24 protein-coding genes are annotated in these 25709 nt (G+C 64.0%); 9 read left to right on the top strand and 15 right to left on the bottom strand.

The annotated features are described in order from the left end of the window. Positions 1 to 2 precede the first annotated feature (2 nt). Complete coding sequence (locus DVS29_RS24515) at positions 3 to 812, bottom strand: IclR family transcriptional regulator (protein ID WP_164707981.1); 810 nt, start codon at positions 810 to 812, stop codon at positions 3 to 5. Between the two features lie 371 nt (positions 813 to 1183). On the opposite strand from DVS29_RS24515, the gene DVS29_RS24510 reads away from it, so the two are divergent. The 8 genes from DVS29_RS24510 (at position 1184) to DVS29_RS24475 (ending at position 9500) form a co-directional block, all read left to right on the top strand. Next, positions 1184 to 2491, top strand: coding sequence for a dicarboxylate/amino acid:cation symporter (locus DVS29_RS24510; protein ID WP_118183113.1), 1308 nt, complete (start codon positions 1184 to 1186; stop codon positions 2489 to 2491). Positions 2492 to 2593: 102 nt separating this feature from the next. Continuing rightward, positions 2594 to 3724 carry an aminotransferase class V-fold PLP-dependent enzyme gene (locus tag DVS29_RS24505; RefSeq protein WP_240655782.1) on the top strand — a complete coding sequence of 377 codons (1131 nt, stop codon included), beginning with the start codon at positions 2594 to 2596 and terminating at the stop codon, positions 3722 to 3724. Positions 3725 to 3844: 120 nt separating this feature from the next. Next, entirely contained in the window at positions 3845 to 4117 is a 273-nt protein-coding gene (locus tag DVS29_RS24500; protein WP_118183111.1) for a CppA family protein, read from the top strand. 72 nt (positions 4118 to 4189) lie between these two features. Continuing rightward, a complete protein-coding gene (locus DVS29_RS24495) occupies positions 4190 to 5404 on the top strand; it encodes a polysaccharide pyruvyl transferase family protein (RefSeq protein WP_118183110.1) in 1215 nt (404 codons plus the stop codon). A 378-nt stretch (positions 5405 to 5782) separates the two neighbouring features. Then, positions 5783 to 6697, top strand: coding sequence for an alpha/beta fold hydrolase (locus tag DVS29_RS24490; protein WP_205962513.1), 915 nt, complete (start codon positions 5783 to 5785; stop codon positions 6695 to 6697). 1 nt (position 6698) lies between these two features. Further along, a complete protein-coding gene (locus DVS29_RS24485) occupies positions 6699 to 7268 on the top strand; it encodes a methyltransferase family protein (RefSeq protein ID WP_118183109.1) in 570 nt (189 codons plus the stop codon). 7 nt (positions 7269 to 7275) lie between these two features. Further along, positions 7276 to 8541 carry a glycosyltransferase gene (locus DVS29_RS24480; protein ID WP_118183108.1) on the top strand — a complete coding sequence of 422 codons (1266 nt, stop codon included), beginning with the start codon at positions 7276 to 7278 and terminating at the stop codon, positions 8539 to 8541. Beyond that, positions 8538 to 9500 carry a glycosyltransferase family 2 protein gene (locus tag DVS29_RS24475; RefSeq protein WP_118183107.1) on the top strand — a complete coding sequence of 321 codons (963 nt, stop codon included), beginning with the start codon at positions 8538 to 8540 and terminating at the stop codon, positions 9498 to 9500. Before DVS29_RS24480 ends, DVS29_RS24475 begins: the two co-directional genes overlap by 4 nt. A gap of 4 nt (positions 9501 to 9504) precedes the next feature. Here DVS29_RS24475 and DVS29_RS24470 read toward each other — a convergent pair whose 3' ends face one another. From DVS29_RS24470 to DVS29_RS24440, 7 genes are all read right to left on the bottom strand, one after another. Continuing rightward, positions 9505 to 10812 (bottom strand): MFS transporter, encoded by a 1308-nt coding sequence (locus DVS29_RS24470; RefSeq protein WP_118183106.1) that lies wholly within the window; start codon positions 10810 to 10812, stop codon positions 9505 to 9507. 37 nt (positions 10813 to 10849) lie between these two features. Then, the gene (locus DVS29_RS24465) at positions 10850 to 11620 is read right to left on the bottom strand and encodes an enoyl-CoA hydratase (RefSeq protein WP_118183105.1); all 771 of its coding nucleotides are present in this window, start codon (positions 11618 to 11620) and stop codon (positions 10850 to 10852) included. Next, positions 11617 to 12783 carry a CaiB/BaiF CoA transferase family protein gene (locus DVS29_RS24460; protein WP_118183104.1) on the bottom strand — a complete coding sequence of 389 codons (1167 nt, stop codon included), beginning with the start codon at positions 12781 to 12783 and terminating at the stop codon, positions 11617 to 11619. The genes DVS29_RS24465 and DVS29_RS24460 overlap by 4 nt, the downstream gene beginning before the upstream one ends. 129 nt (positions 12784 to 12912) lie before the next feature. Continuing rightward, positions 12913 to 13812: a LysR family transcriptional regulator gene (locus DVS29_RS24455; protein WP_118183103.1), complete on the bottom strand. Its 900-nt coding sequence runs from the start codon at positions 13810 to 13812 to the stop codon at positions 12913 to 12915. Positions 13813 to 13926: 114 nt separating this feature from the next. After that, positions 13927 to 15279, bottom strand: coding sequence for a TRAP transporter large permease (locus DVS29_RS24450; RefSeq protein ID WP_118183102.1), 1353 nt, complete (start codon positions 15277 to 15279; stop codon positions 13927 to 13929). A gap of 6 nt (positions 15280 to 15285) precedes the next feature. Continuing rightward, positions 15286 to 15765 carry a TRAP transporter small permease gene (locus tag DVS29_RS24445; RefSeq protein ID WP_118183101.1) on the bottom strand — a complete coding sequence of 160 codons (480 nt, stop codon included), beginning with the start codon at positions 15763 to 15765 and terminating at the stop codon, positions 15286 to 15288. Positions 15766 to 15924: 159 nt separating this feature from the next. Next, a complete protein-coding gene (locus tag DVS29_RS24440) occupies positions 15925 to 16914 on the bottom strand; it encodes a TRAP transporter substrate-binding protein (RefSeq protein ID WP_118183100.1) in 990 nt (329 codons plus the stop codon). Between the two features lie 388 nt (positions 16915 to 17302). Between DVS29_RS24440 and DVS29_RS24435 the strand changes: the two genes are divergently transcribed. Next, positions 17303 to 18118, top strand: coding sequence for an NAD-dependent epimerase/dehydratase family protein (locus DVS29_RS24435; protein WP_118183099.1), 816 nt, complete (start codon positions 17303 to 17305; stop codon positions 18116 to 18118). A 133-nt stretch (positions 18119 to 18251) separates the two neighbouring features. On the opposite strand, the gene DVS29_RS24430 is transcribed toward DVS29_RS24435, so the two are convergent. The 7 genes from DVS29_RS24430 to DVS29_RS24400 form a co-directional block, all read right to left on the bottom strand. Then, positions 18252 to 19451: a porin gene (locus tag DVS29_RS24430; RefSeq protein ID WP_118183098.1), complete on the bottom strand. Its 1200-nt coding sequence runs from the start codon at positions 19449 to 19451 to the stop codon at positions 18252 to 18254. A 142-nt stretch (positions 19452 to 19593) separates the two neighbouring features. Then, positions 19594 to 21342, bottom strand: a complete 1749-nt coding sequence (gene araD / locus DVS29_RS24425) for an L-arabinonate dehydratase (protein WP_118183097.1) — start codon at positions 21340 to 21342, stop codon at positions 19594 to 19596. 94 nt (positions 21343 to 21436) lie between these two features. Continuing rightward, the gene (locus tag DVS29_RS24420; protein WP_118183096.1) at positions 21437 to 22369 is read right to left on the bottom strand and encodes a dihydrodipicolinate synthase family protein; all 933 of its coding nucleotides are present in this window, start codon (positions 22367 to 22369) and stop codon (positions 21437 to 21439) included. A 133-nt stretch (positions 22370 to 22502) separates the two neighbouring features. Continuing rightward, the gene (locus DVS29_RS24415) at positions 22503 to 23192 is read right to left on the bottom strand and encodes a FadR/GntR family transcriptional regulator (protein ID WP_118183095.1); all 690 of its coding nucleotides are present in this window, start codon (positions 23190 to 23192) and stop codon (positions 22503 to 22505) included. Between the two features lie 88 nt (positions 23193 to 23280). Continuing rightward, the gene (locus DVS29_RS24410) at positions 23281 to 24024 is read right to left on the bottom strand and encodes a sulfite exporter TauE/SafE family protein (RefSeq protein WP_118183094.1); all 744 of its coding nucleotides are present in this window, start codon (positions 24022 to 24024) and stop codon (positions 23281 to 23283) included. A 37-nt stretch (positions 24025 to 24061) separates the two neighbouring features. Then, complete coding sequence (locus DVS29_RS24405; protein ID WP_118183093.1) at positions 24062 to 24817, bottom strand: aldolase; 756 nt, start codon at positions 24815 to 24817, stop codon at positions 24062 to 24064. A gap of 60 nt (positions 24818 to 24877) precedes the next feature. Further along, positions 24878 to 25648 carry an SDR family oxidoreductase gene (locus DVS29_RS24400; RefSeq protein ID WP_118183092.1) on the bottom strand — a complete coding sequence of 257 codons (771 nt, stop codon included), beginning with the start codon at positions 25646 to 25648 and terminating at the stop codon, positions 24878 to 24880. Positions 25649 to 25709 lie beyond the last annotated feature (61 nt).

Below are 25709 nucleotides of genomic sequence, written 5' to 3'. Positions count from 1 at the left end.
TTCTACGCGTGCGATTTGCTCGAACGCGAGCCTTTGTTCGAAGGCGCCACCTCTTCTGTGTCTTCATCCAGCACGCCGAGAATGCGGGTGATCCGCATTGCAGCGGCCTGCAACGTCGGTACGAGCATCGTCACCTCTTCCAGTGACTTGCGCGCCTTCGGCGCCGAGATGCTGAGACAGGCCACGACGCGGCCGCTCGGACCGGCAATCGGCACCGCCGCCCCGACCACGCCGATCGCGAACTCGGAATCGTTGCTGGCGTAACCCTGCTTGCGCACCGCTTCGATCTGCTGACGCAGACGGTCCGGATCGACGATCGTGAACGGCGTGATCGGCTCCCACGGCCCGCTCATCATGTACGCGTCCAGCTGCTTGCGGTCCATGTTGGCGAGAAACACGCGTCCGCTCGACGTGCAGTGCACCGGCGCCCGATGCCCCTTCTGGAAATTGAGCGTGAGCGGCGAATTGCCGATCGCGCTGTCGATATACACGACCTCCGAGCCGCGCATCACGCCGAGGCTGACCGTCTCCGCGGTGCGGCGCGACAGGTCCATCAGCAGCGCATGAATCGGCCCTTGCGAAGTCGACGCCGCGAAGATGTGGGTGGCCAGCTCGAGCAGACGCGGCCCGACCTGATAGCGGCCCCGCTCCATGCCGTGTTCCAGAAATCCGAACTCTTCGAGATTGCTCACGAGCCGATGCGCGGTGGTCTTCGGAATGCCGAGCGCCGTGACGACGTCTGCGGTCGACACACGGCCAAGCTGCGCGGTCATTTCGATGATGTGAAACGCGCGCTCCGTCGGCGATTCCATCGGTTCTGAGGCATCCGGAGCTGGGGAGTCTGACTTGCGCATGGCGGTTTGCACGGTTCCAGTTTTTGGGCAGTAGCCGTATGGTAGCAGGTTAGTTCCGAAAAATGGAACTTGCTAATTTGGCTCTTCCAGCGATCGGGCCAGGTGTTATCCCTGGCGATCGGTGGGGTGACGTTACATCGAAATCCGCTCGATTCGCTTATTCCTCGGGCTTCTTCGCAGCAATCGCGAAAATGCGGACCGTCGCTCGCGTCCCGGAAGAGTCCTTGACAGTGGAATTTTAAGAACCAAAAATCGGAACCAACAAGCCAGCCTCTCGATTAATCGGCCTGGTTCGGCCCACACCAACCTCTCGACGCAGGATTCGCACCATGAAGCGCAATCGGCTCTCCACCTGGATTTTCATTGGCCTCGTCGCGGGGCTCGCGGTTGGCGCGATCGTGCACGGCACCACCGGGCCCGACGTCAACAAGCAGGTCGCCGGCTACCTGTCGATGCTGACCGACGTGTTCCTGCGGCTCATCAAGATGGTCATCGCGCCGCTCGTGTTCACCGGGGTCGTGGCGGGAATGGGCCACGGCGAAGGATCCGGCAACGTGGGCCGGATCGGCGTGCGCGCGATCCTCTGGTTCGTCGCCGCTTCCGTGCTGTCGCTGGTGCTCGGTCTCGTCCTGTCCAACGCGATGGGGCTTGGCCTCGGCGTCGCGCCGCCACACGCGGAAGCCGGCGCGCCGGAAGTCAGCACGGCCGCGTTCAGCCTGAAGAACTTCGTGTCGCATATCGTGCCGCAAAGCATCTTCCTCGCGATGTCGCAGAACGACATCATCGCGATCCTCGTGTTCGCGCTGTTCTTCGGCTTCGCGATCGCCACGTTCGGCGACAGGGAGCCGACTCTCCGGAGCCTTGCCGTCACCATCGAAGGGGCGTTCAAGGTCATGCTGAAAGTGACCGACTTCGTGATGCGGTTCGCGCCGGTCGGCGTATTCGCGGCCGTCGCATCCACCATTACGCTGCAAGGCCTGGGCGTGCTCGCCACCTACGGCAAGTTCATCGGCGGCGTGTACAGCGGCATGCTGCTGCTCATCGCGTTGCTGATCGCAATCGGCTTTGCGTTCCTCGGCCCGCAGGTGTTCCGCCTGCTCGGCATGGTCAAGGAACCGATGCTGATCGCGTTCTCGACGTCGAGCAGCGAAGCCACCTTTCCGAAGATGCTCGAACAGCTCGAGAAATTTGGCATCCCGAACCGGATCACGTCGTTCGTGCTGCCGCTTGCGTACTCGTTCAACGCGGACGGCTCGATGATGTATCAGGCGTTCGCGTCGGTATTCCTGCTGCAGGCCTATGGCATCCACATGTCGTTCGCGCAGCAGCTGGGCATGTTGCTGGTGATGCTCGTATCGAGCAAAGGCATTGCCGGCGTGCCGCGCGCGTCCATCGTCGTCGTCGCGGCCACGCTGCCGCTGTTCGGCATTCCCGCGGAAGGCGTCGCGCTGCTGCTCGCGGCCGATACCTTCATCGACATGGGACGCACGGTCACGAACGTGGTCGGCAACAGCATCGCGTCCGCGGTCATCGCGAGGTGGGAAGCGAAGCGCGCCGCCGTTCGCGGCGCGGCGCCGGTCATCGAACGCCATGTTGTCGATGTCGTGCTCGATCAACCGAGGCCGGAAGCCCGTTGAGCGCGCTTTGGTCACTTGCCGATCGCTCATTGAGCACACCCTGAAGTGAGACTACCCATGATTTCGCCCGAAAAACTCACTGTCCTCCGCGAACAGTTCCCCGTGACGAGACGCCAGCTCTACCTGGACTCCGCACACCAGACGCCGCTGTCGCTCAAGGTGCGCGACGCGCTTGCCGCGTTTCTGTCGGAGGGTTTCCAGAACGCCGGCCCTAAACCCGTCTGGCTGCGCCGCGCCGAGGCAACCCGCGCGCGTGTTGCGCGTTTCTTCAACGCGTCAGCTTCGGAGATTGCGTTCACGAAGAACACCTCCGAAAGTCTGAATATCGCGGCGAACGCGGTGCCCCTCACCGCTGGCGACAACGTGGTGCTGATCGAAGGCGACCATCCGAACAACGCCTATGCGTGGCTCAACCTGCACCGCAAGGGCGTCGAAGTGCGCTTCGCGCCGCTGAAGGACAACGAGATCGCGACCGCGAAGACGTTCGAACCGTACATCGATGCGCGCACGAAGGTCGTGACCTTGTCGCACGTGACCTTTCACGCCGGTCAGGTGCACGACCTGATGTCGATTGGAAAGCTGTGCAAGGAGCGCGGCCTCTACCTCGTGGTGGATGCGATGCAGTCGGTCGGCGTGATTCCGGTCGACGTGAAAGCGCTCAACATTTCGGTGCTGGCCGCGGGGACGCACAAAGGGCTACTGGTTCCGCAGGGGCTGGGCGTGCTGTATGTGGCCGACGGTCTCGACGAACTGCAGCCCGCGTATCTGGCGATGTCGAGCATGGCGCATCCGCCCGCGGACTACATCGCTCGCGCGGACGATATGGCGACGCGCAACGACGCGCTGCGCTTTGAGACCGGCAACCTGAACCTGCCGGATCTCCATGCGCTGGAGGCCGCGATCGAACTGATCGAAAGCGTCGGCGTGGCGGAGATCCAGGCGCACGTGAACGAACTGGGCGACCGTCTGCTGTCCCGGCTGGACGACCTCGACGTCAAGGTCGTGGGCCCGCGCGAACGCGGCCGGCGCAATCACATCTACGTGATGGCGCTGCCGGTCGAAAAATGGGCCGACTACTTCGCGCGCAACGACGTTCGTGTGACGCCGGAGCGTGGCGGCATCCGCGTGTCGTTCGCGATGTTCAACACGATCGATGACGTCGACCGGCTGATCGAGATAGTGCGAACCGGTCTCAAGGACAAGACGCCCGCGGCGAGGGCCGCGATCGACTAGCGCGCCCGATCCTTCTGCCGCTTTTGCATTCGCAATGTGCGTTACCGCCCATCGCCGTTCCCCGTTACTGACCGATCATCCACGTCAACAACGACATGTGCGTGGTACCCGGGGACGTTCATGGAACATCTGGTCAGGGTGGTCAACGAGAAGGATCGGCAGACGCTCGAATGGCTGCGGCGGCAGGTCGGCGATGCCGCGATCGCCGCCGCGGTGTCGCAATGCGAAGGGCCCGACAAGCCGTGGCTCTCCGCGGTGTGCCGACGCCTGGGTGTCGTGCCGCCCGCGTTTCCAGACGTGCTCCCGCATACGCCAACGGATGTCGCCAGACAGTCGCTCGCGGCGATCCGCGCGATTCTCGCGATCAGGGTGAGTTCGACGCTCGCGCGTTGAGCGACGCGGGCTGGCTTGCAGCGGTACCATCGAATGCGGTCAGTTCCTGTGGTTGCGCCGCACTCGCCCCTCATGCCCGATCATTCAAACCGCCGGACACGCACGGTCCTGTTCGGCGCATTCGACCGTCACAATTTCGGCGACCTGCTGTTTCCGCATATCGTCGAACGGATGCTTACGCGTCGACGTGTGCTTCATGCCGGACTCGTCACACGCGATCTGCGCGCATGGGGTGGCCACGCCGTCTGCGCGTTCGGCGATCTCGCCGCGCGCTCGCATCAAGAGCAGCTGAACGTCATTCATGCCGGCGGCGAACTGCTCACCTGCAACGCGTGGGAAGCCGCGGTCATGCTCGCACCGCCAGAGCAGGTGCACGCAGTGATCGCGGAAGAGGATCAATGGCGACGCGATCCGCTTGCATGGGCGCGAACAAAGTTCGGTACGGCATCGCGTGCGCCATATGTGATTTCGGCTGATTCGTTTCCGCAGGTACGGGTGCAGGATATCGCTCTTCACGCCGTTGGCGGCGCGGGTTTGGACCAGCGTGAGCCGGCGTTCCGCAACGAAGTGATCGACAAAATCAGGCACGCGAGCCACATCAGCGTGCGCGATCGGCAGACGCAGGCGCAGTTGCGCGCCGCGGGCATCGATGCACCGCTCGTGCCGGATTCCGCTGTGATGGTCGCCGAGCTGTTCGGCGACGAGATTCGCGCACGGGCTGCACACGGCGAAGTGCAATCGGTGCTCCACGCGTTTCCGCGAGGCTACGTCGCCCTGCAATTCGACGCCACCTTCGGCTACGATGCCACGCTCGACGCCCTCGCCCATCAGATCCGGCGCACCGCTAAAACAGAAGGACTCGGCATCGTGATGTTTCGCGCGGGCGCCGCGCCGTGGCACGACGATCTCGATGTCTACCGCCGGCTCGACACGCTCCTGTATGGCATACCGTTTCACCTGTTCCTTTCGCTGAATCTCTGGGACATCTGCGCGCTGATCGCACACGCTCGCGTCTATTGCGGCGGAAGCCTGCACGGACGAATCGTCGCGATGGCGTTCGCGCGGCCGCGCGTCAATCTCGTCCCTATGAACGGCGCGCAGCACACGTTAAAACAGGCGGCCTTCGCAGCGACATGGGAACCGCAACACATCGCGGCGACAACTGACGTGGACGGCGTCGCAGACGCGATCGGCGCCGCATTGCAGACTGACGCGACACTGATGCGCGATACGGCTGCCGGTCTCGCATGTCGTTATCGGGACGCATTCGAAGAATCCGGTCTTTAGCAGGAATGCTTCGTTAGAAATGTTTCAAACGCCGTAGTACTAACTATTCAAACATCTTCCCGATTCTTTCGGTTCGCAATGTCGATTCCATGACTTCCCGCACTGAATTGGCGCATCGATTCACACGCATTTAACGCAAAAACAGCGTGAAAATCAGGGTAGAAATCAGCCCGCATAATTTTCATCGCGTGCTTGAAAATTCTCTATTCCTCAGACTATAGTCCACTCACATCGCTGCACCGCACCACGCTCCGTCGCACTCCCGGCAAGGCTCGCGACAGACCGTCGTCCCTCTTCCATTGCATGAGTTCTGTCACGTCGCTGCACGTTTTTCGTGCGGCTGGGGATCTTTTTGTCGTTCGCTTTCCGGGGGTAGGCATGAGTGTCGAAAAGCTTGTCGTTCGTGTGACGAAGCAGTTGAAAGTGCATGTGGAAATGCACCGGTTTCATCGGGACGCCGCCAGCGTGATCCTGGTCAATGGCGCGCTGGCAACGACGGCGTCGTTCGGGCAGACGGTCAAGTACATGGGCGAGCGCTACAACGTGATCTGTTTCGACCTGCCTTATGCGGGTCAATCGCGGCAGCACAATCGCGAACCGTTCGTCCTGACCAAGGACGACGAGATCGACATCCTGCTCGACGTGGCGAGGCTGCTCGAACCGAAGTTCATGTATTCGGTGTCGTGGGGCGGTCTCGCGGCGCTGCTCGCGCTGGCGCGCGAACGTACCAGCATCGAGCGCGCGGTGATCGGTTCGTTTTCGCCGCATCTCAACGTCGCGATGCTCGATTACGTCGGCTCCGCACGAGACTTTCTCGCGGCCGGCAACCACATGGCGGCCGCGCAACTGCTGAACGACACGGTCGGCGCGCACCTGCCGCGCATCGTCAAGCTGATGAACTACCGCTATCTGACGGCGCTCGGCGCGGAATATCACGAACAGATACTTTTTCACACCGAGCAGATCCTCGCACTCGACCCGCGCGACTGGCTCGACAAGCTTGCCGCAATCGACTGTCGCGTGAAGTTCATCAACGGCGATCTGGACCAGCATACGAGCGCACGCGATATCCGCCAGATCGCGCCGTACGTCCGGCACGCGCAGTTCGCAACGGTCCCGGGCACCGGCCATTTCCTCGAACTCGAAGGACGCGAGCAGGCGGCCGCCGTGCGCGGCGAAATCCTGTCGTTCTTCGGCGAGCTGGAAAGCGTGGCAAAACCGGCTCCGGCCTTTCCCGCCACCGTCGCGCAAACGTTTGCGAGCACCATGCTCGCAAGTCCTCTGGGAGCCTGACATGACCGCATCGCTGATCCGTTCAACTGCGATACTCGTGCCGTGGCTGCTCTGGCTTGCGTACTGGATTCACGCGTCAGCCGGCGCGAAGCAGACCATCTGTCGCGAGAGCGGCTGGTCGCGCACGTTGCAGTCGGTGCCGCTCATCGTAGGGTGTGCGTTGATCGTATGGCCCGTGGCTGTCGACAGCGCGGCGTCACCTTCTTTCTTCGGCCCGACGCAACGGGCGGGGCTCGCGATCGTCATCGCGGGGCTTGCGTTTTCGGTCTGGGGACGGCTGCATCTCGGCACGAACTGGAGCGTGTCGGTCACGCTCAAGGACACGCACGAATTGATCCGCACCGGCCCATACGCGCTCGTGCGGCATCCGATCTATACCGGTTGTCTCGCAGCGATCGCGGGCTCAGCGCTGATTCAGGCGCGCCCGATCGGCGTGATCGGCTTCGCGCTGATCTTCGCGTCGCTTGCGTACAAGGTCCGCGTCGAGGAGCGCTGGCTGTCCGGCCACTTCGGCGAGTCGTATCACGCGTACCGCCGCGTCGTGCGCGCGCTGGTGCCCGGTCTCTATTGAGCACGCGATGGCACACATCGTCATCACCGCGATCGGCTCCGCCGGCGACGTCCATCCGTTCATCGGCATCGGTCGCGCACTGGCCGCGCGCGGACATCGCATCGTGTTCTGCACGCATCCGCCGTTCGAGCCGCTCGTGACGAACGCACGTTTCGCATTCGTTCCCATCGGCACGGCACCGGAGTATGAATCCGCGATTGCGAACCCTGCGCTATGGAATCCGCGCACGTCCTTTCGCGTGTTGTGGAGTGTGATTGCGCCGACGATCCGTTCGCATTTCGACGTGCTCGCATCGCTCGCCACGCGCGATACGCTGCTGGTCGGCTCGCTCTGGGCGTTGTCCGCGCGCCTGATGCAGGAGGTGCGCGGCACGCCGTATGTGTCGGTACAGGTATCGCCGTCCACCCTGCTCTCCGCCGATGCGCCGCCCACGCATCCGCGCATGACGATTCCCGCGTGGCTGCCGCGTGTTGCGCGCGCTTCGCTGATGGATCTGCTGGAAACGAAGCTGCTCGACCGCGCGCTCGGGCCGGTGCTGAACGGCGTGCGCACCGAGCTCGGGCTCGCGCCCGCGGATCATATCCTCGGCACGTGGCTGCATTCGACGGATGGCGTGCTGTGTCTCTTTCCCGAATGGTTCGCGCCGCCGCAATCCGACTGGCCGCGCAATCGCGCGATGTGCGGTTTTCCGCTCGCGCACGATGAGCGGGCCGACGATGCACCCGATCGGGAACTCGAGCGCTTTCTGTCGTCCGGTCCGCCGCCCGTCGTCTTCACCGCGGGCTCGACGCTGCTCGACGAACGCGCGTGGTTCGGTTCGATCGAACACGCGTTACAGCGGACGAAAACGCGAGCCATCGTCATTGCACGCAATGCGGCCATTGCGTTTCGCGGTCAACCGCAGGTGCTCGCGCGCAGCTTCGTGCCGCTCGGCACGTTGCTGCCGCGCTGCGCGGCGATCGCGCATCACGGTGGCATCGGCACGGCTGCGCTGGCATTCGCGGGCGGTATTCCGCAGGTGGTGACACCCTTCGCGCACGATCAGTTCGACAACGCCGCGCGCGTGGCTCGCATCGGTTGCGGCGTGCGGCTGAAAGCGCTTGCGAGCGGGGACGCGCTTGCGGCAGCGATCGATCACGTCAGCCGCGACCGTGTAATCGCAATCCGATGCGAGGAAGCAAAGCGACGGTTGCAGCGCGCGCCCGACGCGTGTATCGAAGCGGCAAGGTATATCGAGCGGTTCGTCCCGCATCACGAAAAGGTGTCGGCATGACGGACGACGTCTTGCAGATCGGTGCGCTCGTCGTGCTGTTTCGTCCGCTCGCGGAACACGTGGATCATCTGCTGCGTCTGCGCGCGCGGACCCCGCACGTGCTGGCGGTCGACAACTCGATGCGCGCCGACCCCGAACTCGCCGCCACGCTGGCCGCGCACGACATTGCGTATTGGCATAACGGCAACCATGGCGGTATTGCCGGCGCTTACAACGCGGGGTTGACCCGGCTCTTCGCTGAAGGCCTGAACGCTGTTGCGCTGTTCGATCAGGATTCGGTGGTCAGCGAAGACTACTTTCCGTTGATGCACGAATCGTCCGGACGCTTCGGTGCGAAACCGTTCGTCATCGGGCCACAGATCTTCGATGCGAACGCGCGCCGGTTCATGCCGCAGATCGTCAGCAACGGCTTCACGTGGCGGCGATTGTCGTTCGAAGGATGCCACGGCCCGCAGCGCTGCTCGTTCCTGCTGTCGTCGGGGTCGGTGATCTCGCGCGGCGCGTATGAGAAGCTCGGCGCGTTCGCGGAAGCGTTCTTCATCGATCATGTCGACACCGACTACGCGATGCGCGCGTTGCAGCTCGGCGTGCCGTTCTACATCGACCCGCGTCTCGTGCTGACGCACCGCATCGGACACCGGCGCGTGCACCGGCTGGGTTCGCTGCGCGTGACGTCGACGAACCATCCGGCCGAGCGCCGCTACTACATGGCGCGCAACGGCATGTTTCTGTGCAGGCAGTATGTGCTGTCGTTTCCGGTTGCGATCGCGCCGAACGTCGTCACGTTGATGCAGATCGCGCAGGTGCTGCTGTTCGAAGGCGGCAAGCTGGCGAAGCTCGCCGCCATCGGCTATGGATTGATCGATGGACTCTACGGCAGGCTGGGACCGATCGAAAGCGAACGTCCACGCCTGCTACGATGGGCAAACGCTTCGCGGGCAGCCGGCCAGATCACCTGAGCACCTAAGCCGCGTCCCGCGCGCGCTGCGGCAACGAGGTTTCCGGCGTTTCCACACGTCGTGATACGTTTTCGAACGCGCGGTTGGGCTTCATCAGGAAGCTCACCAGAATGCCGATCGCCATCACGCCGATCGACAGCATGAACGTGATGTTCCAGTTGACCGCATGATCGGCAACATAGCCGGCCACGACCGGGCTCACGATCGCCGCCGTGAAGCCGGTGCCGCTCATGATGCCGCTCGCGGTGCCGGAGCGGTCGTACGCGATGTCCATCGGGATCGCCCACATCGGCCCGACGTTCATCTCGTTGAAGAACATTGCCGCCCCGAGGAAGATCAGCGAGTAGACCGGATCGTGCAGCAGCACGACCGGAATCAGCGACAGGCCCGTCAACGCCATGCAGACCGCTACGAGGTTGCTGCGCGCGAGCCTCAGGTTGCCGGTACGCCGTACCAGCCGGTCGCTGACCATGCCGCCCACCAGATCGCCCACCACGCCGGCAACAAACACGCCCGACGTGAAGATCACCGCCTTCCTGATGTTCAGATGGAAGCTGTGCATGAAGTACAGCGGCATCCAGTCGAGCATCAGCCACAAGATCCAGTTGTAGCAGAAGTAGACGATCGACACCGGCAGCATGCGGCGAAACAGACGCAGCCACGTGCCGCGCGGCGAATCCGGATGGACGCGCGGCGGCGGCAGCACCGCGAGTTCGGCGGACGTGATGCGCGCGTGGTCGGCCGGCCTCTCCGTGTAGGTGATCAGCCACAACACCAGCCAGCCGAAGCTCAGCGCGCCCAGCAGATAGAACGACGCGCGCCAGTCGAACGCGCTCATCAACGCGAGCACCAGCATCGGCGCGATCGCGTTGCCGAGCCGCGCGGAGGAATGCGTGATGCCCTGCGCCATGCCGCGTTTATCGCGCGTGATCCACGACGCCATCGCGCTCGTCGACGCGGGAAAGGTCGCGCCCTCGCCGAGCCCGAGCAGCAGGCGTGCGGCCACGAGCGCGTAGAAGCCTCCCGCGAGACCCGTCAGCGTGGTGGCCACAGCCCAGATCGCCGCGCAGGCGATCAGCGTGCGGCGCGCGCCGAAGCGATCGCTGACCCAGCCGCCGATGAACTGGAATATCACGTACGGATACGCGAACGCCGAAAAGATCAGCCCGAGCTGCGTGTTCGAAAGCCCGAGTTCCGCCTTGAACTGCCCGGCTGCGGTGCTGATGTTGACGCGATCCACATACGTGATGAAGTACATCAGGCACAGCATCAGTAGCACCGTGGTGGTCGCCTTCGGCTGCAATCCTTTCATGTCTCCTCCTTGTTATGTTCGATGCGGCTTCAGCGTTTCAACGCTTCGATGAACCCGAGGTGAACGCCTTTACCGCGTCGCGAAACGCTTCGCTGCCGTAGACCTGCTCGATCAGATCCTCGTCGTCGAGCCGCCGTTCGACAACGATGCGACGCAGGCTTTCCTTCACCGCGCGCTGCGTGACGGGCGACAGCGCGATCAGCCGTTCGGCGAGCGCTGCGGCAGATGCTTCCAGCGTGTCGCGCGCGCAGACTTCGTAGACGTAGCCGCACGCGAGCGCATCCTGTGCGCTCAGCATGTCGGCGAGCATCAGCATCTTCTTCACGCGCGGCACGCCGAATGCGGCAGCGAGCCGCGCGAGATTGCGCGCCGACAGCGTGTTCGACAGCGTCTTTGCGATCGGCGCACCAAAGCGCGACGAGTCGGTGCACAGACGAAAGTCGCACGCGGTGGCGAGCGCGAGGCCGCCGCCCACCGTCCAGCCGTCGATCACCGCGATAGTCGGTAGCGCGATGCGCTCCACCGCGTCGATCACCTTTTCGACCAGCGCTTCGTACGCGACGCCGTCGCGGCCATTGCGAAAGCCGGTGAAGTAGCCGATGTCCGTGCCCGACACGAACGACTTGCCGCCCGCACCGCACAGCAGGATGCAGCGCACCGCTGCGTCGCGCTCGCACTGCGCGATGCGCTCGAGCAGCGCCTCGTACATCGGGATCGTCATCGCGTTATGGCGCTCGGGGCGATCGATCACGATCGCGGCCGCGCCGGACGCATGCAGCGTCAATTTGACAGTATCGGTTTCGCTCATGGTGCGGTCCCGTCGATCTCGGCGAACAGCTCGGCGTTGTGCTCGCCGAGTAGCGGCGGATGGCGGCGCACCTGCTGCGGCGTGCCGAGCAGCTTCACCGGAAAGCCGATGTTCTTGACCTTCCCTTCGATCGGATGATCGATTTCCATGCACATGCCTCGGTGCTGCGCGTGCTCGCTCGCAAATGCTTCGGGGTACGACAGGATCGGACCCGCGGGAATGCCGGCCGCGAGCATCGTGTCGATCCAGTCTTCGCAATCGCGTTTGCCGAACTCCTGTTCGAGCGTTTCGATCAGCGCCTCGCGGTTTTTCAGCCGCAGAGATACGGTCTCGAACCCGGCATGTTTGATGAGGTCCTGACGCTGCAGCAGCTCGCAGAGTTTCGTCCACAGCTTCTGGTTGGTGGCACCCATCACGAAGTAGCCGTCGCGCGCTTTCACCGCCTGGTACGGCGCGCTCATCTTGTTGCTGGTGCCGAGCGGAGTCGGCGGCACGCCCGTGCCCCAGTAGTCGGACATGTCCCAGATCGAGAACGCCATCGCCGAATCGAACAGCGACGCGTCGATATGTTGGCCCTGCCCTCTCTTCTGCGCGCCGATGTACGCGGATAGCAGGCCGTATACCGCGAACAGCGCGCAGCCGATGTCGGCCACCGGCACGCCCGCCTTCACCGGCTTGCCGCCCTTGTAGCCGGTCACGCTCATCACGCCAGACATGGCCTGCGCCATCAGGTCGAAACCCGGCCGCGACGCCCACGGCCCGCTCTGCCCGAAGCCCGAAATGCTGACGTAGACGATCTTCGGATTGATCTCGCGGATCGTCTCGTAATCGATCCGCAGCCGCTGCACGACGCCCGGACGGTAGTTCTCGACGATCACGTCCGCGGTTTTCGCGAGCTTGTAGAAAAACTCGCGACCTTCGTCGCTCTTCAGGTCGAGCGACAGCGAACGCTTGTTGCGGTTCATGTTCAGGAAGCCCATGCTGTCGGGCCCCTTCATCTTGAAGCCCATCGCGCCGCGGGTCTGGTCGCCTTCCAGCGGCTCCACCTTGATCACGTCGGCGCCGAGATCGGCGAGCAGCATGCAGGCGAACGGACCGGCCATCACCTGGCTCACGTCGAGCACGCGAATGCCTTGCAGCGGCAGTTGCGCCGTTTGGGTCATCTGAAGTCTCCTTTCCTTGGCTTATGTGCTGACGTCAGACTGTCGCGCAGCGCGCGGGCAGCGGCAAGGATGGAAGGAGCATGTCTGGTTTCGCGATTGGCGAAACCGGGAGGGAGTTGATGTCAGACCTTAGCGTTCGGCCGGTGTGCCGCCGAGCAGTTCGGTCACGACGTGATGCAGCGTGCGCTCCTGCGCGTGGCCTTCGAGAAAAGAGAGCACGTAGTTGCGGTGATGCCAGTCGCCCTCGAGTTCCGCGGTGCCGAGCGCGCGCTCCGGGTGGAAGCTGCGCAGCACGTCCGGCGGCATCAGCCCGACGCCGAGCCCGTGGCGCACCAGCGCGAGCATCGTGTCGAAGCCCGCCACCGTGAAATTGCCGGCGAACTGGCGGCCGCGACTGCGGTACGCGCGTTGCACCGCCGCGAGCACCGCGGAGCCGGCGCCGAGGCTGACGATCGGCAGTTCGATCAGCGCGTCGATACCGACCGGCGTATCGTCGAACTGGAAATGCGCGCGGCTGTAGACGAGCACCAGCCGGTCGTCGCGATACGGTGTTTTCGCGAGGTCGAGAAAGCCACTCTTCTTTTCATAGATGCCGACGTCGATCACCTTGTCGCGCAGCAACTGCTGCACGATCTTGCTGTTTTCCTCGACGACCTTCAGCGAGATACCCGGATATTTGCGCTGGATGTTCGCGATATCTGGTGCGAGAAATTCGATCACGACCGCCTTCGGCGCGCCGATGATGATGCGGCCGTCCAGCCCTTGGTGCAGCGCCTGCGCGTCTCCTTCCAGGCGATCGACGAGGTTGTCGATCTGGCGGATGTACTGCAGCAGCTTGTAGCCGGACTCGGTAATGTCGACGCCGTGCGGCACGCGGCGGAACAGCTTCGCGCCGAGCTGCTCCTCGAGATCCGTCACGCGCCTCGACGCCGCCGCCACCGCGAGGCCCAGCCGGTCCGCGGCGCGCGAAATGCTGCCCTCGTCGACGATCGCAAGCACCAGCCGGACGGTTGTCGTGTCGAGTCTCAAGGTGTTCAGTCTCCTGGAAGGTGCGCCGCCGGTACGTGCACGCATCCCGGGCGCGGCGCGAAACCGCGCCGCGAGGGAACAAGGGCGCGGTGTACTGCGCCGCGCCCTTCGTCCCTAGAACACCGGATGCCCGTTGATCAGACTGGGCAGCCAGGTCGAAAACGCGGGGAAATACGTGACGATATTGATCGCGCTGAAGATTGCCAGGTAATACGGCCACGCGATCTTCGTGGTTTCGCCAATCGACACCTCGCCGATCGCGCAACCGATGAACTGCACCGACCCGATCGGCGGATGCACGAGGCCGAGCGAGCAGTTCAGCAGGATCATGATACCGAACTGCACCGGACCGACGTTGTAATGCATCGCGAGCGGCAGGAACAGCGGCGTCGTGATCAGGATGTGCGCCGCCATGTCGACGAAGGTGCCGAGGAACACCTGGATGATGTTGATGTACAGCAGCATCAGCCACGGAATCGTGGTCGCGTGTTCGAGCACACTCTCGATCGCATCCGGAATCTCGAGGTACGCCATCTGGAAGCGCAGCATGTTCGACACGCCGATCAGCAGCAGCACGACGCCCGTCGTTCTGGCCGCGCGCGTCAGCGCCTTGAAGAGCTTCTCGCGCGTCATACTGCGATACACCACGATGGTCAGCAGCAGCGAATAGCCCACCGCGATCGCGGCCGCCTCTGTCGCGGTCGCAATGCCCTTCGCGACGCAGCCGAGAATGATCAGGATCACGAACAGGCCAGGCAACGCGCCGATGAAGGTGCGGCCCACTTCGGCCCAGCCCGGAAAGGCGGCGAGTTTGGTGGAGCCGTCGGCATGGCGCGGGAAACCGAAGCGCACCGCCTGCCAGTAGGCCGTCACGAGCACGAAGCCCATCACCCACAGCACCGGGATCAGGCCCGAGAACAGCAGGTCGCCGATCGACACGCCGCTCACCGAGTTGCCGGCCACCATGCCCGTAATGCCCTGCGCGGCGAGCGCGTAGATGATCATGTTGGTCGACGTCGGCATCAGCGCACCGGCAAGCGACGAATGCGTCGTCACGTTGACGGCATACGCGGCGCTGTAGCCCTCGCGCTTCATCAGCGGGATCACCACGCCGCCCATCGCCGACGTATCGGCCGTCGGCGAACCCGACACGCCACCGAACATCGTGCACGCCACCACGTTGGCCATGCCGAGACCGCCGCGGAAATGCCCGACGGTGGCCTGCGCGAAACGCAGGATGCGGTCGGCGATACCGCCGTGCAGCATCAGTTCGCCGGACAGGATGAAGAACGGCACCGCGAGGAACGAGAACGCGTTGATGCCCGACACCATCGACTGCATCGCGGTGGCGAGCGGCAGGCCTTCATGCAGGTAGGTCAGCACGCACGACAGCCCGAGCGCGAACGAAACCGGCACCCCGAGCAGGAGAAAAACGATAAAACTGACGGAAAGGATTGCGAGTTCCATGGTCGATCAGGTCCGCTTGCGTGCGAACATGTCCAGCAGATGTTCGAGGGAAAAGAGCACGATGCACGCACCGGCGATCATCGGAATGTAGTAACGCGTGGCCTCCGGCAGGCCGATGATCGGAATCGGATCGTCGCCGGTGGTTGCCGCCATTTCGTAGCAGCCCACCATCACCGCGATCGAGAACGCGATCAGGCACAGGTGCTGGAACGCGATGGCCGCGTCATACGCTTTTTCCGGCAGCTTGTCGATCAGCGAATCGAGGCCGATGTGGCCGCGATCGCGCACCTTCAGCGCGGCGCCGAAGAACGCGATCGCGATCACCAGCAGCAGCGCGATCGGCTCGACGTAATCGGGGGCGTTGTCGAACACGTAGCGCATCACCACGCCATACAGCACCAGCACGCACAGCACGATCAGGCTCAGCGCGGACAGCACGGTCAGCGCGCCCGCGACCCAGTCGTTCGGTCGTTTCATCACACTCATCTGGACATCCTCATCCATCGCGCGAAGCGCTGAAAGCCCTCGAAGGCCTGCAAGCGCCCCTGAAAACAGCGGGCCATCTCCGCGCAGAAAGCAAGAAGCCGGAGCGTCCCCCGCTTCGTGCGGGACGGACGCTCCGGCGCGGCGTATCCGCCAGGTCCCTTACTTGACCGCCTCGATCGCGTCGACGATCTGCTTCATCTTCGGCGTCGATTCGTACTTCGCCCACACCGGCTGCATCGCCTTCACGAACGCGGCGCGGTCGATCTGCGAAGCCGGCACGATAGTCGCGCCGCCCTTGACGACGGCCTTCATCGCGTCCGCTTCGTGCGCGGTCCACAGCTTCACGTAGCCCGGCACCGAGTCCTGCGCGGCTTTCTTGATCGCCGCCTGTTCCTGCGGGGTCAGCGTGTCCCAGATCTTCTTCGAGAACACCAGCACTTCCGGCGTCATCGCGTGCTGCGTTTCCGAGTACACCGGCGCGACTTCGTAGTGCTTCGTCTCGTAGTACGACGACACGTTGTTCTCGGCCGCGTCGACGAGACCCGTCTTCAGGCCCGTGTAGACCTCGGCGAACGGCATCGGCGTCGGCGTGCCGCCCATCGCCTTGATCTCGTCGACCATCAGGTCCGACGGCTGCACGCGCACCTTCATGCCCTTCATGTCGGCCGGCGAGTGGATCGGCTTCTTCGAATACATCGAACGGGCGCCGCTTTCATAGAACGCCAGCGCGACCATGCCCTTCGACGAGAACGCGTCGAGAATCTGCTGGCCGACCGGGCCGTACATCACCTTGCGGAAATGGTCGATGTCGCGGAACAGGAACGGCAGCGACGGAATCACCGATTCCGGCACGACTTCGTTGAATGCCGAGCCGTTCGCCCACACCATGTCCAGCGCGCCGACGCGCACCAGGCTGATCGTGTCGGGTTCCGAGCCGAGCGCGCTGTTGCCGAACACCTTGATCGTGTCCTGACCGTTGGTCGTCTTGCTGAGCTCGTCGCCCATCGCCTTCAGCGTCACGACCGTCGGGAACGTATCGGCGTGCACGTTGGCCGCGCGGAACATGCGTGCTTCGGCGCTACCCGCGCCACAGGCCAGAGCGATTGCGGCAACCATGGCCGAAACGCGGGACAGCGGAGTCTTTCGCATCGTGTGTCTTCCTTGTTTGTAATAAGGGCCTTCGAGTGCAGACCAGAACTTCCGGTCGCACGGCGGGACCCCGCCCGCCGCTTCACCTGTTGTTTGACAACGGCGAATTGTATAGACCTCGACCCCGGTTGAGCCTTAGTGAATACCCGTACTTGATTGCTCATCGCTGCATTGCCGAACTGCGTCAGACCCTTTGGATGAGGCTTCTTTCGCGCCATTGCTGCGTGGGCGGAGGCCCGCTATCGTCAGCCACCCAGAATTTGATTGACAACTTTAACCCTCGTTGTCACGATGTTTCGCACCTGCGAGGGGTCGTCTATCCATCCGCCCCCGCGTTCTTGCGCGCTACGGCGCTTCTGTTTGCTCTTCAGGACAAGAGGTTTTCAACGTGACCAAAGTTGCTTTGAGCGGTGCGGCCGGCCAGCTGGGCCGCGTGCTGCGGAGCGCGCTGCTTGCGCGCGGTGTCGATCTGCGTTCGGCGGCGGGTTCGAAACCGCTTGAGCCGATCGTGCCGGGCGAAGACGTGATGCACGGCGACCTGCGCGACCCCGCGGTGGTCGATCGTCTGCTGCAGGGTGTCGATGTGCTGATCCATATGGCCGGCACGAGCGTCGAGCGGCCGCTGCCCGAAATCATCGAGAACAACCTGCGCGGGCTCGTCGAGGTGTATGAAGGCGCGCGTCGTCACGGCGTGCGCCGGATCGTGTTCGCGAGCTCAAATCACGCGATCGGCATGTATCCGGTCGAAGACAAGCTCGATCTGGACTGCGCGTTCCGTCCCGACGGGTTCTATGGACTCTCGAAGGCCTGGGGCGAATCGCTCGCGCGCCTGTACTGGGACAAACACGGCATCGAATCACTGTGCGTGCGGATCGGCAGTTGCCTGCCTGAGCCGACCGAGTTCCGTCATCTGTCCACGTGGTTCGGCCACGAAGACTTCCTGCACATGATGGATCAGGCCATCAACGTGCCGGAGATCGGCTTTCTAGTGGTGTGGGGTGTGTCGGCGAATACGCGCAGCTACTGGAATAACGACGGCGGCGCGCAAAAGCTCGGCTATGAGCCGAAGCAGAACGCGGAAGACTACGCCGCGGAAATTCTCCCGCAGACGAATCCGCTCGATGCAACCGCGCAGCGTTATCAAGGCGGCAGCTTCGCGAGCTACGACTTCACGCCTGAAGGCAAGCGGCTAAAGAAGCGCTAAACAGCACGGGCGCTGAAAAGCGCCTGGCGTTAAGCGGAAGTCGCTAAACGCAAAAAGCCACGGCAGCAGCACAGGTACTGCCGCCGTGGTTCAAATCACCACTTGTCGATCGGTTGAGACGCTTCGCTAAGCGTTAGAACTTGTGGATGATGCCCACGCCGCCTGCCACCATGGTGTGCGACGAAGACGGTGCGCTGTTCTGTCCGTCGCCGATATCGGCCGTCGCGTCGACGATGCTGCCCGCGCCGTTCGTGCCGAGCGTCTTGCCGTTCGCGCGCTGATACGCCTCGATGAAGTACAGGCCAGTGCGCTTCGACAGGCTGTAGAACTGCGTGAGGTTGTACTGCTGGTAGCTCGCCGCGTTCGTGATGCCGTTCGCTTCCGTTGCGCGCGTGTAGGCCACGCCTGCCGCGAGATCCAGTGCCGACAGCGGCTTGTAGTGCAGCACGACGCCGCCGGTGTTGAAGATCGCGGTGTCGTGGAACGACGAGCCCGCGCCTGCCACATACTGCGTGTTCGAATACGACGCCGACACGTCCCACTGGTCGTTGAACTTGTAGCCGCCTGTCACCGCGAAGCGCTGTTGCGCAGCGGCCGTCTGGTAGCCGTTGGTGATCGCCGACACGCCCGGCTCGCCGTTGCTAGACGCCGTCGAGTTCGCACCCCACGCGCCGCCGCCCACCGTCGAGTTGTTCAGACGCTCGAAGCCCACCGCCAGACCGAACGGACCGTGCAGGTACTGTGCCGCGACGCTCCACGTCGAGCCCGCGTTGGTGCTGCCTGCAACGCCGCCGAATGCGTACATGCCGCTCACGGTCAGACCCGCGAAGCTCGGCGACGTGTAGACCAGCGAGTTGTTGATGCGATAGATCGTGTCCATCGAATCGACGTCGCCCGGGTGCGCGCCGTAGGCGCCGGTGAGCCACGTGGTCGGGCTGTACGGTGCGAGCAGCGTGTAGTACGGCGCGTACTGGCGGCCGGCCGTCAGCGTGCCGTAGTTCTGGTTCGTCAGACCGACGAAGGCCGCGCGGCTGAAGCCGAGACCCGACGTCGACTCGGCGCCCGTATCCGGATTGAAGCCCTGCTCGAGCTGGAAGATCGCCTTCGAGCCGCCGCCCAGGTCTTCGCTGCCCTTCAGGCCGAAGCGATCGCCTGCCCACACGCCCTGCACCATCTTGACCACCGACTTGCCGCCCGTAGTCTTGCCGAGCGACGCCGAGTTGCTCTGATAGCCGATGCCGGTATCGACGATGCCGTACAGCGTGACCGTGCTCTGAGCATGCGCGCTCATGGCGATCAAACCGATCGCCGATGCGATGAGTGTCTTTTTCATCCGTAGTCCTATATTTAATCGTTGTGATTTGCTACCCGGGTTTACCTCTATGAAACGCCTCCTCGTTCGTCATGGCGCGCCGGACTGCGTGTCCGCTTGCAAACCCCATCGCGCGCCATGACGTCAAGCCAATGCCGATACCTCAGTGAATCTCCGGCTCGCCGCCGGCGCTGCACGAACCCGCGGCGCCTTCGCGCTGCAGGAAGTCGAAGTCGCAGCCCTTGTCCGCCTGCATCACGTGCATCTGGTGCATCGCGCCGTAGCCGCGCGTGAAGCGCGGTTCGGGCTCGACCCATGCGGCCTTGCGGCGCACCATCTCTGCGTCGGAGATCAGCACGTTCAGACGCCGCTCCGGCACGTTCAGCTCGATCATGTCGCCGTCCCGCACGAGCGCGAGCGGTCCGCCGATGAACGACTCGGGCGCAACGTGCAGCACGCACGCGCCATAGCTCGTGCCACTCATCCGCGCGTCCGAAATGCGGAGCATGTCGCGCACGCCCTGCTTCAGGAGCTTCTGCGGAATCGGCAGCTGGCCCCACTCCGGCATGCCGGGCGCGCCGACCGGGCCCGCGTGCTGCAGCACGATCACGCTGTCCGCATCGACGTCGAGATCGTCGCTGTCGATACGCGCGGCCATGTCGTTGTAGTCCCTGAACACGACCGCGCGGCCGGTATGCACGTGGAGCTTCGCTTCGGCGGCGCCCGGTTTGATCACCGCGCCGTCCGGCGCGAGATTGCCGCGCAGCACCGCGAGACCCGTATCCGGCATCACCGGATCCGCGCGACGACGGATCACCGCGTCGTTGAAGATCTGCGCGTCGGCGATGTTCTCGCCGAGCGTGCGGCCGTTCACCGTCTTCTGCGTGCCGTCGATCAGGTCGCCCAGTTCCTTCAGCATCGCCGTGAGGCCGCCGGCGTAATAGAAGTCTTCCATCAGGTACTCGCCGGTCGGACGGATGTTCGCGAGCACCGGCGTGCGGCGCGCGATCTCGTCGTATTGCGCGAGCGTCAGGTCGACCCCCGCGCGGCGCGCGAGCGCGATCATGTGCACGATCGCGTTGGTCGAGCCCGACAACGCGAGACAGGTGGTCACTGCGTTGTCGATCGCCTTGCGCGTGATGATGTCCGACGGCTTCAGGTCTTCCCACACCATGTCGACGATGCGCATGCCGGTTTTCGCCGACATCTGCGCGTGCCGCGAGTCCGGCGCCGGAATCGATGCGAAGCCTGGCAGCGTGAAGCCGAGGGCTTCGACCGCGCTCGTCATCGTCGACGCGGTGCCCATCGTCATGCAGTGACCCGGCGAACGCGCGATGCCGCCTTCCACGCCCTTCCAGTCCTCTTCGGTGATCTTGCCGGCACGCAGATCGGCCCAGTACTTCCACGTGTCGGAGCCGGAGCCGAGCGTCGCGCCGTTCCAGTTGCCGCGCAGCATCGGACCGGCCGGCAGGAAGATCGCGGGCAGATCCATCGACACCGCGCCCATCAGCAGCGCCGGCGTGGTCTTGTCGCAACCGCCCATCAGCACCACGCCATCCGCCGGATACGAACGCAGCGTCTCTTCCGCTTCCATCGCGAGGAAGTTGCGGTAGAGCATCGTGGTCGGCTTCTGGAACGGTTCGGACAGCGTCTGCACCGGAAGTTCGATCGGGAAGCCGCCCGCCTGCCAGATGCCGCGTTTCACTTCTTCCACACGCTGCTTGAAGTGCGTGTGGCACGGGTTCATCTCGCTCCACGTGTTGAGGATCGCGATCACGGGCTTGCCCGCATATTCCTCGCGGCTGTAACCCATCTGCGCGGTACGCGAACGATGGCCGAAAGAACGCAGGTCGTTCACGCCATACCAGCGATGGCTACGCAGTTCTTCGGGGGTCTTTCGCTTGTTGCTCACGCTTGTCTTGCTCCTGGGAAATCCGGTAAGCGGGTGGAACGGCCGCGTTCGTTGCGGCCATACGTTGCTTTGACGATTTGATTAGGCTTACTGCTTATGCCGTCGCCGGCACCGTGCTGTCGAACGCGAGCAGCGTCTTCGCCGCGGCGGCAATCTCCGCGTGGCGCGCAGCCGGCGACTCGCTCAGCAGCGGCAGATGCGCGCCCATGTCGGCGACACCGGAGAACGTGACCGCATCGTGCAGCACACGGATCAGCGAGATCTCGTCGCGCAGCGTTTCGAGCGGCATGAACGCGTCGTAGAGGCGCTGCGCTTCGTCCATCCCGCCAGCCTTCGCGGCGCGCAGCAGCGCCATCACCGCCTTCGGCGCGATACAGCCCGAACCGGTGGTCCACGACGCCATGCCGAAATCGCGCACGTGCACGAGCGCCGGGCGCTCGCCCATGCCCGAGATCACACGCGCGGGATTCACGCTTTGCAGAAGGCGCTTCAGGTACGGATCGTTGGCCGGATCGTCGCGGACGATCGCGTATTTCACGGCGCTCAGCGTGCCGCCTTCGACGAGGCTCGCGAGCGTGTCGACGTCCAGGTAGTCTTCGCTCTTGATGTAGAGCGTGAGCGGCATGCCCGCGATATCGACGATCCGCTTCAAGCCCGCTTCGACACCCACCGGCGTCGTGAAGCCGGACAGCGGCAGGACCATCGCGGTGCGGTACTGCGTCTGCGCGAGCATGCGCGCCTGGTCCTGCATCTTGCCGAAGTCGGGGCCGATGGCCGGAATCACGCGCGTGCCGGCCGCGGTCAGCGACGACAGCATGTCGAGCAGATCGCGGTATTCGCTCGGCGCGACGTGATACAGGTTCGCGTTGCCGCCGTACAGCAGCGTACGCACGCCACCCGCTTCCATGTGCTGGATCAGTTTGCGGTTGGCTTCGACGTCGAGACTCAGGTCGGCGTTGCGCGCAAGCGGCGGCACCGCCATCACGGTCGAGGCAAATTCGCTCTCGACGATCGGGGACACGTTCATGAGACCTCGAAAAGGGAGTGTGGATCGATGGACCCGGAAGTTAGCACTCCCCCGTCGATGTTGTCAAACAACATGACAAGTATCCGCGTGTAAACCCCTAGCTTGCCTTCGGCTTGCCGCCGCTCCGCTGGTCTCAGATGCCGAACATGCGTTCGATCGCGCGGTCCAGATGCGCGCGCATCGCCCGGGCCGCACGTTCGGCGTCGTGCCGCTGGATCGCTTCGAGCACGGCGAGATGCTCGTGCTGGACGGTCCGCTGCCGCTCAACCGACTTTACGAGCGACAGGTTGCGCGACAGGTTCATGCTGAACACCATCTGCTCGTGGATCGACGACAGCGACGTGATGAAGAACGGGTTCTTCGACGCGCGCGCCACTGCGAGGTGGAACGCGAAGTCGTCCTTCGCGCCGATGCCCGCGGTCTCGACGATGGTCTCGAGGTTGTCCCACTCCTGCTGGATTGCCGCGATATCGGCGTCGTTCGTGTGCTGGGCCGCGAGCGCCGCGGCTCCGGCCTCGATCACCGCGCGGAATTCATAGCATCGGCGCACGTCCGACAAGGTTTCGAGCGGCGCGAACTTGCGCACGTCCGGGTCAGGCCGGCGGATCACGGTGGTGCCGGCGCCGTGGCGGGTGGCGATGATGCCGTCCGCGCGCAGCTGCGCAAGCGCTTCGCGCACGGTCGGACGCGAGGTCGAGAACTGCCCGGCCAGCGCGTGTTCGGTCGGCAGGCGCGAGCCTTCCTCGTATTCGCCCTCGATGATGCGGTTCAGGATGTCGGTATAGATGCGCGCAGGCATACCCGGCGCTTTTTGCTCGGCCATGTTCACGGAACGGGGAATCTGTCCGGGAACGGATTGTAAGTCATATTTACAACTTCATAGCAACTTTACCGAGGGTGTGACTCTGCTTTCACACCGGCCGCATGAAGAGCCCGACCGTCAGCGCCGCGCCAATGCAGACCACGAGAATCCGCAACGCCCGTTCGTTGATCCGCGCGACCGCCCACGAACCGGCGAAGCCGCCCAGCACCGAACCGACGCCCATCGCGATGGCCGCATGCCAGTGCAGTTCCGGCGACATCACGAAGATCACCACGGCGGCCGCGTTCATTACACCCGCGAGCGCATTCTTGATCGCGACTGCGTTGCGCGTCGGCACGCCTGCCATCGAGAGCGCCGCCATCATCAGAAAACCGATGCCGCCGCCGAAGTACCCGCCGTAGACGGCGATCGCAAACTGCGCAAACGAAGTGCGCAGCGGACCGAGATGCACGCTCGCCTCGTGCGGCTTCCTGAGGAAGCTGCCCCACGCGAACACGATCGTCGCGAACAGCACGAGCCAGGGCACCAGATATTCGAAGGTCTTCGGCGAGGTACGCAGCAGCAGCACGCCGCCCAACGCGCCGCCCGCGAGACTGATCGCGAACAGCGCCCAGAACGGCAGCTTGCCCGCGCCCGTCACCCATTTCGCCGCGACGATCCCCGACGTGGACTGCCCCGGAAACAGCGCGACCGTCGACGTGATGTTCGCCGCGATCGGCGTCATGCCGGACAGGATCAGCGCTGGCAGCGTGACGAACGAGCCGCCGCCGGCCAGCGCGTTCTGCGCGCCAGCCCAGATGCCGGCGACAACGATCAGCAGGTACGCAGTCATCGTGTGATGGTTGTTGGTTCGAAGACGATGCAGTGGCTCACAGCCGGTCCACCTGGCGGCACCAGTAGTCGAAGGTGCCGTTCACGATCGACGGCGTCAGCAGATAGTCGTGCGCCTCGGCCGCCAGGTCGTCGGGCACCGGTGTGATCGGGCCGAATACGCGGGCCCGGATCTGCATGCGCGCGGCGCGTTCCAGATAGACCGCCAGATAGGTCGCCTCTTCGACGCCGACGCCCGTGGTCAGCTGGCCGTGATGCGCGAGCAGGATACAGCGTTTGTTGCCGAGCGCGTTCGAAATCAGCACGCCTTCCTGGTCCGCAATCGGCACGCCGGGCCAGTCGGCGAGAAACGCGCAGTCGTCGTGCAGCGGCGTCATGTCCATGTGCGCGATCACGAGCGGCTGGCGCGCCGCGACGAGCGCGGACACGTACGGCGAATGCGTGTGAATGATCGCGTTCGTCTGCGGGCGCGCTTCATAAACCCACAAATGAAAGCGCGTCGCTGGATTGGCCATGCCGTTGCCGGTGACGGTGTGCAGGTCCGCGTCGACTTCGATGAAATCGTCCGGTGTCGCTTCGTCGAAACCGAGGCCGAAACGCAGCGTCCAGTAGCACCGCGGTTTCTCCGAACGCGCGGTGATCTGACCGGCGAGCCCCGCTTCATGCCCGCTCATCGCAAGGATGCGGCACGCGTACGCAAGTTTTTCCTGAACGGTGCGTGCTTTCGGCCGCAGGTGTTCATTCATTTCAGCCGTCGCGCGTTCATCGAAATAATGTTTGGCTCGCAGTTCCATGTGTCTCTCTCCGTGTTCCGATGCAGTGCATTGCCGCGACGATACCTCACTAACGCACCGTCACACCGCCTTGATCTCGCCGCCGTCCATCCGCAGCGCCGATCCGACAATCCAGTTGCCCGCCGGCGACAGTACGAACGCCATCAGTTCCGCGATGTCCTCGGGCTTGCCATAGCGCGTGATACCCACCTGCGACGGAAACTTTTCGAGCGCCTCTTCGACGCTCATGCCATGCGCCGGCGCGTACTTCTCCATATACGAGCGTCGGCGGTCCGTCATTACGGGCCCGGGCAGCACGCTGTTGACCTGCACGCCGTCCGTCGTGCCGCGGTCGGCAAATGCCTTCGCCATCGCAACGATCGCCGCGTTCACCGTCGCGACCGCCGCGAATGCCGACTTCGGCGTCTGCGCGGAATTGCCGGACGTGAAGATCACCGACCCGTTCGTTTTCTTCAACGCGTCCCACGCGTGCACCGTCAGCCGACGCGCGCCGTGCAGCTTGAGCGCGAAACCGTCGTCCCACTGTTCGTCGGTCATGTCGAGCACGTCGACCTGCGGCACCGCGCCGGCGATGTTCACCACTGCATCGATGCGCCCGAATCTGCCGAGCGTCTGCTCGACCACCGACTTCGCCACAGCAGGATCGCGCAGATCGGCGTCGATGACGAACGCTTCGGCGCCGGCTGCGCGCACGGCTTCAGCGGTGCTTTCGAGCAGTTCCGCGTTGCGTGCGACCAGCACCACGCCGCCATAGTCCTTCGCCAGCCTGATCGCCGTCGCACGGCCAATACCGCGGCTCGCGCCGCTCACGATCGCAATCCGTTCGCTCATCTCAGTCTCCAGTGGGTACCGTGTCCGCCACCGACGACACCGTGTCGTCAATGCATGGATT

Origin of the sequence: Paraburkholderia phosphatilytica (assembly GCF_003443895.1) — a bacterium.
In the GTDB taxonomy this organism is placed as follows: domain Bacteria; phylum Pseudomonadota; class Gammaproteobacteria; order Burkholderiales; family Burkholderiaceae; genus Paraburkholderia; species Paraburkholderia phosphatilytica.
The sequence above is the reverse complement of the archived record's forward strand: the minus strand, read 5'-3'. Positions and strand labels throughout refer to the sequence as shown.